This window comes from Phycisphaerae bacterium, from assembly GCA_035275405.1.
Classification (GTDB): Bacteria; Planctomycetota; Phycisphaerae; order UBA1845; family UTPLA1; genus DATEMU01.
On the sequence record DATEMU010000003.1, the window covers coordinates 929,535 to 942,297 of the forward strand.

General features: G+C 57.8%; 10 protein-coding genes. 9 read left to right on the forward strand and 1 reads right to left on the reverse strand.

The window, feature by feature from the left end; translation table 11 throughout:
• Positions 1 to 261: 261 nt before the first annotated feature.
• The 3 genes from VJZ71_05920 to VJZ71_05930 are packed head-to-tail and all read left to right on the forward strand — an operon-like array spanning position 262 to position 3,743.
• Entirely contained in the window at positions 262 to 909 is a 648-nt protein-coding gene (locus tag VJZ71_05920; protein ID HKQ47585.1) for a hypothetical protein, read from the forward strand.
• Entirely contained in the window at positions 896 to 1,600 is a 705-nt protein-coding gene (locus VJZ71_05925; GenBank protein ID HKQ47586.1) for a hypothetical protein, read from the forward strand. The genes VJZ71_05920 and VJZ71_05925 overlap by 14 nt, the downstream gene beginning before the upstream one ends.
• Positions 1,587 to 3,743, forward strand: coding sequence for a TraM recognition domain-containing protein (locus tag VJZ71_05930; protein ID HKQ47587.1), 2,157 nt, complete (start codon positions 1,587 to 1,589; stop codon positions 3,741 to 3,743). The genes VJZ71_05925 and VJZ71_05930 overlap by 14 nt, the downstream gene beginning before the upstream one ends.
• A 406-nt stretch (positions 3,744 to 4,149) precedes the next feature.
• Here VJZ71_05930 and VJZ71_05935 read toward each other — a convergent pair whose 3' ends face one another.
• Entirely contained in the window at positions 4,150 to 4,452 is a 303-nt protein-coding gene (locus VJZ71_05935; protein ID HKQ47588.1) for a hypothetical protein, read from the reverse strand.
• A gap of 355 nt (positions 4,453 to 4,807) precedes the next feature.
• Here VJZ71_05935 and VJZ71_05940 point away from each other — a divergent pair, with 355 nt between their 5' ends.
• From VJZ71_05940 to qatD, 6 genes are all read left to right on the forward strand, one after another.
• Positions 4,808 to 5,857, forward strand: a complete 1,050-nt coding sequence (locus VJZ71_05940) for a hypothetical protein (protein HKQ47589.1) — start codon at positions 4,808 to 4,810, stop codon at positions 5,855 to 5,857.
• Positions 5,858 to 7,201, forward strand: coding sequence for a hypothetical protein (locus VJZ71_05945; GenBank protein HKQ47590.1), 1,344 nt, complete (start codon positions 5,858 to 5,860; stop codon positions 7,199 to 7,201). It abuts the gene before it with no gap.
• A gap of 490 nt (positions 7,202 to 7,691) precedes the next feature.
• Positions 7,692 to 9,626, forward strand: a complete 1,935-nt coding sequence (locus VJZ71_05950; GenBank protein ID HKQ47591.1) for a P-loop NTPase fold protein — start codon at positions 7,692 to 7,694, stop codon at positions 9,624 to 9,626.
• 6 nt (positions 9,627 to 9,632) lie between these two features.
• Positions 9,633 to 10,541: a Qat anti-phage system associated protein QatB gene (qatB, locus tag VJZ71_05955; GenBank protein ID HKQ47592.1), complete on the forward strand. Its 909-nt coding sequence runs from the start codon at positions 9,633 to 9,635 to the stop codon at positions 10,539 to 10,541.
• Positions 10,538 to 11,845 carry a Qat anti-phage system QueC-like protein QatC gene (gene qatC / locus VJZ71_05960; GenBank protein HKQ47593.1) on the forward strand — a complete coding sequence of 436 codons (1,308 nt, stop codon included), beginning with the start codon at positions 10,538 to 10,540 and terminating at the stop codon, positions 11,843 to 11,845. Before qatB ends, qatC begins: the two co-directional genes overlap by 4 nt.
• Positions 11,846 to 11,858: 13 nt before the next feature.
• Complete coding sequence (gene qatD / locus VJZ71_05965; GenBank protein HKQ47594.1) at positions 11,859 to 12,620, forward strand: Qat anti-phage system TatD family nuclease QatD; 762 nt, start codon at positions 11,859 to 11,861, stop codon at positions 12,618 to 12,620.
• Positions 12,621 to 12,763 lie beyond the last annotated feature (143 nt).

Here is a 12,763-nt window from a genome sequence, read left to right on the forward strand (position 1 = left end):
GCGGCGGGGATGGGTACCGCCTCGACGTAGCCCGAAGCCAGGTCGGCGACCTGTCCGTGAGCCAGCCGCTTCATCAAACCTGTTGAGACCGCCGGTCTGGTCCCGTCACTTCTGACTTTTTCAGTCTCCGATTGCCCGGTCCTAGGTCCCGCCCTCGAAAAAGCCTCTGCCAAATTGTTAACTTGAACTAAGACCGTCATTTGCAAACCCCGTTATGCGCAATTCCCGTACCATTCAAGACGACGGGGGATGGTTCCGACGATGGCCCTCAATCGAGCCAACTTGACTCCGCGAGACCGGGACATCCTCGATGCCCTGACGCTGCGCGTGCGGGTGATGTCGATCGGCCAGATCGCCCACACTTGGTTTGGCCGGACCGCCGAGCCCGCCCGGTACGCGGCGCGCCGGCTGACGGCCCTGGCGGCGGCCGGACTGATTGACCGGCATTCGATGCCGGCCCGACCGGAGCTGCTGCTCCACCATCCCCTCGTCACCTGGACACCTGACACAGCGCCGCCCGACTTCGACCGCCTGGCCTACACCTTGGAGGTTCGCTGGAAGGCGCCGGCGGTCCCTACGCACATCGTCATTGCGTCGCGAGCGGCCGGGAACTGGATGGGCGGCTCCGGGGGCCGACTGCCGCGGCGCAGCGAGGTCAGCCATGACCTGACGCTCGCGCGGTTATACTTGTCGTGGCGGGTTCGCGCCGCCCGCGCCGGCGGGAGGTGGATCTCCGAGGCCTCATTGCGGCAGGAGGGATTCGGCGACGATGACCGGCTCCCGGACGCCATTGTCGAAGAAGACGGGCGGCGCCGCGTCATTGAGTTAGGCGGCGTGTATGGCGCCGCAAAACTACGCGACTTTCACGAATTCTGCGTTGAGCACGAGTGGCCCTATGAACTTTGGTAAGCTGAGCGAACGCCAGCGGCAGGTGGTCGGGCACATTGCTCGATACCGCTTCACCTTCCAGGAGGTCCTTTCCTGTCTCTTCTACGAGGGGGCGGACCCGCAAAAGGAACTCGACGATCTGCGCAGCGACGGCGTCATCGTTGCCCGCAAGTTTTGCAAGGGCAATCGCAGCGCCTATCAATTGCAACCCAAGGCCGCCGATGCGTTGGGGATGAAACGACGAGCCGATACCCTGGGCTCGGCGGCCCTGCCGACCCACCTGGCCATTTTCAGCTTCTGTCTTCTGCTTGGCCGTCCCCGCATACGCTTGGAGGATAAGGAACTCGCGTCGCTCTTTGAGGACCGTCCGCCCGGCGGACGTTACCACTGCCTGGAGCGGAGTAGCCGGGCGAAGCGGGTCTACCACGTGTATGTTCCCGGCGATGGCACGAAGCCCAGTGACGTGGTCGCCGCCACCCGCCAGCACATCGCCGAGGTCATCCAGGTCCCGGGCCTCTTGCCGTGGCTGGCCAATCGCGTGTACTACCACGCCATCCTCGTGGACTCGAACGAAAGGCAGGACAAGATCAAGACTGCGATCGACCGCGCCACCTTTGACGACCGGATCTTACTTCGCGAAGTCGCCCCCATCCGCGTCCAATGCGTGCCCGGTTTCAGCAACCTGGAGGAGTCGCTTCATGCCCTGGCCTAGGAAACCCAAAACCCTCGACCTTTCGGCCTTTGAGAAATATCTGGCCGAACAGCCCCAGTCCAACCTGCCGGCCACGCTTGATGCCCATGGGCCGGCCCTCGTTTGGAATCGTCCGTTGGATATTCAACTGGCCCGCTTCGATGTGGAAGGCATGTGGCGGCGAATCGGTGACCGGGCCTGGGACATCCTCCAACACCGGAGGATGAGTGACATCTTCCCTGGCGAGCCGCCCTGCGAGTTTCGACGATACCTCGACATCCTCAGGCGCTCCTCGGCGAAGTTCCGCGAGGAGATCTTCGTCGGACTCCGTCACCCCAGCTACGAGCCGATCCTGGTCCCGCGCTTCGTCTTCAAGAACCACTCCTATGTGCTCGGCGGCTCGGGATCGGGGAAGACCACGCACGCGATGGCCCAGATCCTCCTCCAGCTCGCCGAGGAGTACACGGATTCCAAGAACCGGACTCATCCGAGGCCGCCGATCTTCATCATGGACCTCAAGCAGACCGGCGACCGATACCTGCGCTCCCTGGCGCGGCAGATCGCCGACGAGCGCGGCCAGGAGTTGAGATTCTTCTCCGTGGACCCGGAGTACGAGAGCCTCCGCTTCGATCCGTTCTATTGCCTCCGTCACGTTACCTACCCGCTCAAGCGGACGGAGTTCTTCCTGAAGGCCCTGTCCATGATTTACCCGGAAGGCTACGGGTCTGATTTCTTCACCAAGGAGCAGCGAAGTCAACTTCAGGAGATCCTCTACCACGCCCGGCCGACCACGATGGATGAGATGATCGCCTTCATCCGCCACGCCACCCAGGGCAAATCCGGAAACAAGGATGCCCGTGGGCTCTACAGCGCCCTCTCGGCCTTCGGTTATGCCAAGAACCTCCACACCAATGGCGAACCCTTGGGAGTGGATGAAATCATCGACTTCGACCGATTCTTTGATGGGCAGCAGGTGATCTACTGCCATCTGGACTCCCGCGAGCAGCCCCTCCTTTCCGGCGACGTGGGCAAGATGCTCCTCTTCTGTTTGCTGGAGGCCGCGGCCCAGCGCCAGAAGCGCGGCGTGGCGACGCAGTGCTTCGTGGCCATCGATGAGTTTCACCGGCTGGCGGCCCGCAATATCGTCGAGATGCTCGAAGATGCCCGCGGCGCCGGCGTGGGTTTTGTCCTCGCCCATCAGTCTTCGAGTTCGCTGAAGACCCGCGATGCCGACCTGTACGGGACGCTCTTCGAGAATTGCAGCTTCAAGCAGTGCCTTACCCTGGAGGACCCGCGGGTCATCGAACTGTTTCAGACCATCGCCGGCCGCACCGTCGAGTACAAACATGGCGGATCGACCGGGGAATCAGAATCAACGGGGAAGTCATCTTCGTTCTCCACCTCGCAGGGATCGTCGGGCGGGGTATCGACCTCTTCGACCATGGCAATCCTCGGCGGCCCCGACACCCGCTCGATCAGCGATTCCTCCAGCAATTCGACGGGAACGTCGACGGGGACGAACGAGTCCCGCGGAAAGACCGAGACGAAATCGTGGGAGGAAGAGAAGATCCCCGGGTTGACGCCGGAGATGATCGCCGCGGTCAACGACACCAATCTGCTTTCCCTCATGCACATCAAGGGGACCGGCGGCCGATGCCTCACGCCGACGGGAGGAATACCGCTCCTCGTCCAGGGGCTCTATCCTTTCACGGAAGAGATGGCCGCGGAAATGACGTCGGAGTCCTGGCCGACCCGGACCCTCTCCGACCCGGAGTGGTATTACGAAGAGGCGCGCCCCAGCATCCCGAAGGCCACCGCCGGGCGAACGAAGTCCCGCTCTTCGCCCGGCTCGAAGAAATCTCTGTCCGCCGGTACACCGGGCCGTTCATCCGGCTTCGCGGGGGCCAACGAGGCGGACCAGCGCGGCCTGGAGGCGAGGATCAGGGACTTGGCCGAGCGGCTCGCCCCTGAAATGCTCGAAGAGTCCATGGACTTGCTCCGTTTCGCACGGCACTATCACATTTCGGTAGCGGACGTCATTGCGGCCGGGGCGAGCATCGGTTTGGACCTGTCCGGGCGGCGGGGCAGCCTCACTCCGGGTGAGGTTCGTCGACTCAAGCGGGCAATCCTGTTCGGCCCCTCCGCCGACCCTCCGACGCCGTAAAAGACAACGGGTCCCAAACAGGACCCGTTGTCAATTTCTGCGTGCGGCCCGGTGTTGTCCAATCGTTCCGGGTGGGGGCTCCAGCGGTTCCATGTTTTTTGGTGGTCTGGACCGCTTTAGAGGGCACGCTAAAAGTAATTCCAAACAATGTTAGCGATCTTGCTAACAGGTGTCAAGTCGGTACTTGCTGGGGCGGGCCGGAACGTGCTATCGTCGAGCGATGGAAACCAAAAAAACAATTCGCGCCGTTTGGCGCACCTTGTTCGGGGAGCCCTTCAGCCCGGAACTTCCGTGGAGTGCCCGGATTCAACTCATGATCTTCGGGGGAGGCCTGGGGCTTTTACTAGGCCTGGCTTCGCTGCCGTAAAAAAAGTGAGAGGCCGTTTTTTAGGCGACCTCTCTAGCGTCAGAACATGTGTGAAAGGTAATAGACTGCGCGCACAAGTGCGAGCACTATTACCGTGGCGACGACGGCCCAGAATCGACCTTTCCAGACGTTCGATCGTTCGAGGACAATGATTGCCTCTCGAAGTTTCTCGCCCGATTCGTGAAAGAAGATGGTGTAACCCGTCTCTTCCAGGAATAAGGGTCTGTCCAGGTCCGGCGAAATGATCGTGACGCTACCGACCGATCGCCATTCCGGCGTCTTGCCTGCTCTTTGGTGGAAAATGCGGGACTTTCGTTCCGCGATTTTTTCTTCTTGGTCCATATGGTACCTCCTGTTTTGGTACGGTGGAATTACCGCACCATAATTGGAAGCCCGGTGATGGACCCCGCCAAAAAGCAACCCGCGGATTTTTCGATCCGAGCGGGCATCAGGATCGTCGCGTGTTCGAGCGGCGAACGCATCGCACGCACCCCAACATCGCAAATCCTCAGCATTTTTTAGAGCCCTGAGGAACGGCTAGAAAAAACTCTGCCCTGATTATATCCACCACGCCACCCGGAGTGGGGACTTGCCGCAAAAAAATCTGGCGGTAAAACATTAGGCGGAGCCACAGCCGACGGCCGGGGCCGCTCTAGGGGTTGCCGAGGCGTTCCAAGCTTCGTGAACACGGACGGTTATGTACCAAACACTCTTCGAGAGGTTGGGTGTCACGCCGGAAGCCTCCGACCAGGAGGTGAAGGAGGCCTTTGACGGCTGGTTCGCCCGCTGCAATGGCGACCTGGACCGAATTCCTTGCGATGTGCGAGATGCTCACGGGTTTCTGGCCAATGCAAACAATCGCGCCTGTTATCGTGAGCTGCTGGAGGCCTGCGAACACGACCTGGTACTCATCTTTCCTCGTGAAAAACATCGAAGCCTCGGGCAGTTGTGTGATCACACCGAAATCGTAGCCTATCGCCATCCGTACCGAGAGAACACGTTTCGTTTTCGACGGCCGGATCAGCCCGAGCCGAAGTGGCACCAGGGGACGGTCGAACGGCCCATCGTCATCCGGGATGATTCATCACCCCTGAGACGATTTGTGACGTTTCAGGTGTTTCGGAGGGCGACACCCCTTCAGAAGGCGGGCTTTGCCTTCCTTTACGCCATCCTCATCGTGGCCATCATCGGCGGCGTGGAATGGGCCATTAAGGGGCGAGACAACAGCCGCTTCGCCGCCGTCGCCGTTGGCCCGAGTCCTCTCGCCATTGAGCAGGCCCGGCGCCGCGCCCTTGAACAGTCGATTCTCGCCAAGCATCAGGAGGCCTCGAAGATATTCAAGTCGCTGGACGATAGGACGGCTCGCCTTCGAAGTGATTTCAAGCAGGTTGTCGGGCTTGAGTGGGAGTTGGCTGACACCAGCGGCGTGCAAAAGCCCCGCGCCTTGGACTTGGCGCTCATTCGCGAGCAGTCCGTGCGAGAAGCATGGGCCGACCTGATCGCTTCGCGAATCCCATCTCCCGAAATCGATTCACGTCGCCAGGTCGTCGAGGCCATCGGTCAAGCTGTGGCATCGGGGACCTTCCGCGCCGAAGATGAAGACAAGCTCAGAAAAATCATCGAGTGGGGGCAGGGGAGGGAACAGATCATGCAGTCTCAGCCCCTCAACCTTGAGCACATTGAAGTCATGCTCGCCGCCGAGGAGTTCAGACTGGCCGGCGACAAAAAAGAAAGGAGTTCGCCCTAGATGTTGAACCGCATCACCTACATTCAGCGCGCGCCGGTCGCCTTGCTAGCGGCCTGCGGCCTCCTGTTCGCGTTTGCACGACCGACATCGGCTCAAAGCACCGATGCAATCGACAAGTCCGAAGTCGAAGCCCGCAAGGCCGAACGTGAGCGCAGGTACAAAGAGATTGCAGACGCCCAAACTCGACAGGAGGTCGAGGACTTTTCGGCATCCATAAAGGAGACCTGCGAGTTACTGGCACGGCTGGAGACGAAGTCTACCGCATTGCGCGATCGCCTTCAAGCGCTGCTCACGGATGACGACGGCAAGCGACTGGCGCAGGACGATATTTCGTATCACGCCTACCTCGATCTGAGGGACCAGCCGATCGCTTCTATTCGTGAGATCCAAAGTCGAAGGAAAAACATGGATTCGATTCTCGATGGACTTCAGGCCGAATTGAAAAGGTTGAACGTCGGATGGGTTCCTAGCCCAAGGCTTCGTCAGGAAATGGACGAGAATAGTACTTGGGCGAAGAGCCGACTGGACCAACTTGAACGACAGGAATCGCGGCTGGCGGCCATCCTCTTTCGGGCTCCAAAGGAGTTAGACCCCGTCAAGGCAGTGACTCTTGAACAGAAGATCCGTCAGGAGGAGGCACACCAGGTTGAGTCGTGGGCGCAGGCCCTCATCAGAGGGGAGGCGGCGGCCAAGTCGGAGTCCGAGAAGACAATCTTTGATGCCGCCCGCGCTGCCGGCCTAGAGCGCGGGAATGAAGAGGCCAATCAAATACGCGAAGCGAGGCGCGCCGAATTGGCCGCGCTGCGAGCCGAGTTCGAGGCTGAGATCAAGCGACGCGACGCCGAGTCCCAACGCCTGCTCGCTGAAGCCAATAGAATACATGCGGACGAGATTGCGCAGCTGCGCCGCGAATTGAAAATCGCCTCGGCCAAACGTCAGGCAGAGGATGTCCGCGCTGAGATCGAGAAGCAAGACGTCCTTAACGCCGCCGACCACGAAAAAAAGAAGCAGCGTTGTCATGCTGCGGAAGTCAAGCAACTCCTTGCGCCATTTCTGGCGGAGGGCTACACGCAACCGGGGTCCGTCGAACAACAATATAACAAATTGCCCATTTCGTATTCGAAGCTTGTTTCTTCTGGCGCACTGAATCCCGACCGCCACGGTCTTTGTCAACTCCTCGGGGTGGTAACGTGGAAAGGGGACAAGGTTCGCCCACGTTGGAAAATGTCTGGTCGAAACTTCGAGCAATTGAGCCCAGAAGAAATTGAGCGGACCAAGAAAGTTCAACAACTTTTGATTGAGCTTGGTCCGACGCTGGTTGAGGAAAAACTGCTATCACCATAATTGAACATTGTCGCCACCTGGAAGGGCGACAAGGTTCGGCCACGGCGGTCGGTTTCTCAAATCTCTAACGGGCTCTCGCCGGACGACATCGAAATGGTCAAGAAAGCGCTGTCGCTCTTGATAAAATTGGGGCCGACGATGGTCGAGATTGGGATGCTTCAGCCGTGAGCCCCCTTATCGGATGCTTGCGGCCGACACCTGCTTGCGTCCGCGCGGATTTCAGTTTCTGATGCTGCCACGCCTTTGACAACGTAACGGCCGCGCCGGACATCCCTGTCCGTCACGTCCGCCACCCAGGTGCTTCGGCGGTAGAATGAGGAACCCTCTGACTCGGAGCCTTACCGGCAGGTGAGGGGAGGAACGGAACGCGGAAGGCAGCCCGTCGAGCCGGCCATCGCGCGGGTCCCGGCCGCGGGTGAGGACCCGACGACGACGGCCTTAGACGGCAGTAGCACAGTGTGGTATCCAATTCGGATGATGAGGACTTTCAATGTGGTCAGATAATGAAACAGCAGTTGATCTTTTGGGATTTCAGCACCTCGTCGCCGGTGTAAACTCTATCGCCTGCAACGACAGTCTCCTGCCGGCCACCATCGGAGTTTTTGGGGATTGGGGAAGCGGTAAGTCGAGCCTTTTGCAAATTGCTACAAGTGTCCTTAAGAAAGACGACAACAACCTTGTACTCTCATTCAACGGGTGGCTCTTTGAGGACTACGGCGACGCAAAAGCCGCCTTAATGGGAAATATTCTCGACGCCCTTGCTGAAGACAAGACTCTTACCGCAGATGCAAAGGCCCTTGCCGTAAAACTGTTAAGGCGCGTCAATTGGTGGAGAGTGGTGGGAGCGGCAGCTAAGGCAGGGATCGGGCTTGCCGCGGGCGGGCCGGCTGGCCTTGCCCTCATAGCCGGTGGTGATATCGCCGCAATTGGCAAAGACCTCTTGAAAAAAGGAGATGAGCTTAAGGAAGAAGATCTGACCAAGTACCTGAAGGAGAGTCCCGATCACGAAGAGCGGCGATCGATACGCGAATTTCGCGAGGATTTTGCCAAACTTCTCGGAAAAACAAAACATAAGCGGCTTATAGTCGTTATAGATGATCTCGACCGGTGCCTGCCGGACACAATCATCGCGACACTTGAGGCAATCAAACTGTTTCTCTTTGTCGAGCACACGGCATTCATCGTGGGAGCAGATGAGCGGCTTGTGCAATACGCTGTGCGTCAACGATTCCCCGAATTGCCCGGCGAACGATCGGAAGTCGGGCGAGATTATCTAGAAAAGCTAATTCAGTTTCCAATCCGAGTACCCCCGTTGGGGCGAGTGGAAACCGAGCGATACATAAGCTTGCTCTTTGCGGAACGTGCGGATCTTGAAGCAAAAGACCTTGAGTCACTGAGAGATGGGGCGATCAAGTGTGATCCCACATCGCTGCACGGACTGAGATTCAATCAAGACGTTGCCGCCAAGGTCTTTACCACCATCCCCGAGAAGTATCAGGCGGACTTGTCTCTTGCAGAACGAATCGCTCCGATCCTCGCCAGCGAAACGCTAGGTAATCCGCGTCAATGCAAACGATTTCTAAACATGTTGAGCATCCGACTCGCTATGGCAGACTCACGTGGTGTGAAGACCCTCCAGCCCCGGATTCTCGCGAAGCTAATGCTGCTTGAGTACTACAGGAACGAGTCATTTCGCCAACTTGCCGCCGTTCAGGCGGAGGAAGAAGGCAAACCATCAGCGATCGCACGTGCCGAGAAGCAACACCGTCTGCCGGCAGGAGAGGCTAAGGCGCCGCCACCAACTGTGAAGAGCACTTCGGCAAAAGGAGCGAAGTCCGACGATGATGCAGTAGAAAAGGTGGACGTGGTCGAAGATCTGCCGCTATGGCTGCTTGACTCCTGGGTGACAAAATGGATTGCGATGGAACCCGCTTTGGCAGATGAGGACCTACGGCCGTACTTCTATTTCTCTCGTGATTCTCTTGGCGTAATCGGAATCGCCATCCAACGTATGAGTCCCGCGGCCCAAGAGGCATTCAGAATGCTGATGAGCGACAGCGATGCCGAGAGGCGTAATGGTCTCAAGCGGGCCGCAAGTCTTTCGCCCGCTGATGCGAGCGCAGTCTTCGAGGGTCTCGCAGAACGAGTTCGGATGGAAGACGACTTCAATGACGACAACGCGGTATTCCCGAGAATAATTGACTGGACAAAATCGCGACCCGAAATCGCTGGTCAACTAGCCGCACTCCTCGCGAGTTTTCCGCATGATCGGATTCCAGTAGCGACCCCGCTAAAGCTTGTGCCGCTTAACACCGGCGGAGCGGAGTCGCCCATAGGCAAACTCTTCGCTGTCTGGTCCGCAAGTTCCACAGGCAGACTCAAAGCTGCAACGGAAACAGCCATGAAGCGACAACAGGGTCGGTGATCGGATATGGGAACGCAAGGTTCATACGGAGGTCCGGCTGACGTAACACCGCTGCTTCCGGCGTGGGCTGTTTCTCCACCACTTCAAGTCCCTCAAGTGCCTGAACAGCCATTGGTTCCATCCGATGCTGGCCCGCTCCTACCTGAAGCGCCAGTCACAGGGCCGTTGGACCCGGCCGATGCAGGGGCAGTGCCGCCGCCGAACAATCCCATCGCTCCACAACCCAACATTCCTCGCGGTTCTTGGTCCGGTGCAAAGAGCAGTTTTTCGCGAGCTGTTTCCTCAGGTACGCGGCAAGGATTCCGACGTGCAGCGAAGTCCTACACGCGAGCAGGTGGTGGATCTGGAAGAGCCGCAGGAGCGTCCCGCGGAGGAAACCGGTCCACTGTCTTACTGGGAAACTTCCTCGCTTCCGCGGCGACTCGTGGGCTGCAAGCGACCCTTCGAGGCTTGGGTCTTCAAGCAGTTGTTGGCCGCGACGTAAATGAGGTACTTGCAGCGATCGCTGGCATTCTTGCACCGGATGGTGCGACAAAGGAAGAAGCAGCCGCACGAGATGCAATTAGTGAAACACTCCAGAATCTATTTGAACGGTTCATGGATGAGGGACGAGATCTAACGGCCCTTGAGAATATGACTCGGGAGGACATTGCCGCTGCAATTGAGACTTGCATCGGTTCATATATTTACAACCGCTGGCTTGGCGATCTTGGTATCAAGATCGAAGAGCACGCCATCACTGCAACAGAAGCCGTTCGCTTGGAACGAGAAATGCGAGAATTCGTCCGCGAAACTGTACGGCTTGATATGAGCCGGGTCGATGTTCTGACTCTCGATTGGCAGAGCCAAGCTGGGCAACTATTCGTGGACAATATCTATCGTGATGCATATTCGCTTTTCGGGGGTGAAGCATGACGTGGCATGTCATTGTTCGCATCGGCACCGGCGACGCCTTCTTTCCGACCATGGGCCAGCATGACCCACGTCTTGTCGTTGTTTTTGAGGACGCAACGAACAGACGGTATGTCAACAACAATGTTCTAGACCGCATTCGCCAAGAACTCGGTCAGGAACCATCGCCGGTCGTTACGGACTTACTTCATGTTGCGATGGCTATCTATTCGGCCGACCTGAGAGTGAACAGGAAACACGGCACAGACCGCTGGTCTCGCGACTTCATGTTGCACTTGCCTGTTTCAGACGTGGCGATGTGGACACCTGTTACCACGATTCTTTCTCGGATGCTTCATTTTCTTACCGGCGATGATTGGAAAGTTTCGTTTCGTCAACGAATTCTCCATTTGACGCCCGAAGTCCAAGCTGTTCAACCAAGAAACATAGACGTAGTGAGTTTGTTTTCCGGCGGTCTCGATTCGCTGGTTGGCGCAATTGACTTGCTGGCGAGTCGCCAACGAGTCGCACTCGTCGGCCATCATGGAGCCGGAATGGCGAACGCCGTCCAGACGGCGGTCTTCGACGTTCTGCAACGGCGGTTCACGACAAACGCAATGCCGTTCATGTTCTACGTGCAGCCTCCACGTTCCGACGCAGATGACGGCGAGCCCACCATGCGATCTCGCTCAATTCTGTTTCTCTCGCTCGGAGTCGCCATCGCCAAGACTGTCGGCAACGGCGTTCCTCTCGTTGTCTCCGAAAACGGACTCATATCGTTGAATGTGCCGCTCACCAGGTCACGGACGGGAAGTTCAAGCACTCGCACGACGCATCCGCACTTTCTTGCGCTCTTTCGACAACTCGCGACCACATTAGATCTCGCCGTTCCGATTCGCACGCCCTATCGTTTTCAAACAAAAGGGGAGATGTTACGAAACTGTACATCACAAGATGCCTTACGCGACGCCGCGATTCACTCTATGTCCTGCTCCCATCCGGAAGCTGGACGCTATCGAGGCCACTCACCGGGCCAACACTGCGGATATTGTGTGCCATGTATTATCCGGCGCGCCTCGCTTCACGCCGCCCAACTACCGCAAAGCGCATACGTTATTGACGTAACGCAAAATCCACCAGATCCAAAGACGAAGACAGGAAGCGACTTTCGTGCTTTTCAGATGGCACTCGAACGACTTCGACACGTTCGGGACAGTAGATTCCTCTTCGACGTTTTGGCCACAGGGCCAATTCCACCGGAGGACGCTTCAGAGTTTGCGGGCGTATATCGCAGAGGGATGGAAGAGGTGAGGGCGTTACTTGAATAGGGAGAGCAAGCCATTGAAGCGTGACGATGACCGGGCACTGGCGGTCGTTGACGCCCATTGCCATATCGACTTGTTTCCTGACCCCAAAGCGATCGTGAGTCAAGCCGAAGCACTTAGGATACACACTATCGCCGTGACAAATGCTCCATCGGTCTTTCATTTCACGCGAGAAATTACGTCCAAGTGCGCATACGTTCACCCCGCCGTCGGTCTGCATCCTGAACTAGTTCATTCACACCGCCACGAGTTGCCGCAATGCATCCCGCTACTGGAGGGTATCCAGTACGTTGGCGAGATCGGGCTCGATTACACGACCAGTGACCAGAATATTCGAGCATTACAGCGAGAAGTGTTTTCTGCCATAGTCGAACGATGTTCTTCCCTTGGCGACAAAGTGTTAACCATTCACTCGCGACGTGCAGTGCCCGACGTACTTGCGACGCTTGGAACGACGTTCAATGGAAGAAGCATTCTGCACTGGTTCAGCGGTAGCGTACGACAAATGGAGCAGGCTGCGGATGCCGGCTGCTACTTCTCAGTAAATCCAGCTATGCTTCAGTCTAAGAACGGCATAGCGCTAATACAGGCGATGCCACGAAACCGCGTCATTACTGAAACCGATGGCCCTTTTGTAAAAGTCAATGGAAATGCAGCGACACCACCGGACACAGGTCTCGCGATCGTTGGACTTGCAAAAATCTGGCACCTTGCGCCAGCGGAAGTTCGCAATACCGTTGTCGCCAATCATAGTGCAGTGATTCAGAAACGAGGCTAACGGGCTGAAGACACTCTGGCCGCTTCGTGAACAGCAATCTGGGGAATCCCTGGACCCAGTCACGTGACTGCGAACGAACATCGCCTTGATTCAATGTCGCCGCTGCAAGACGAGAAGCGCGACGTATCCGCCTGCGGCCCAGA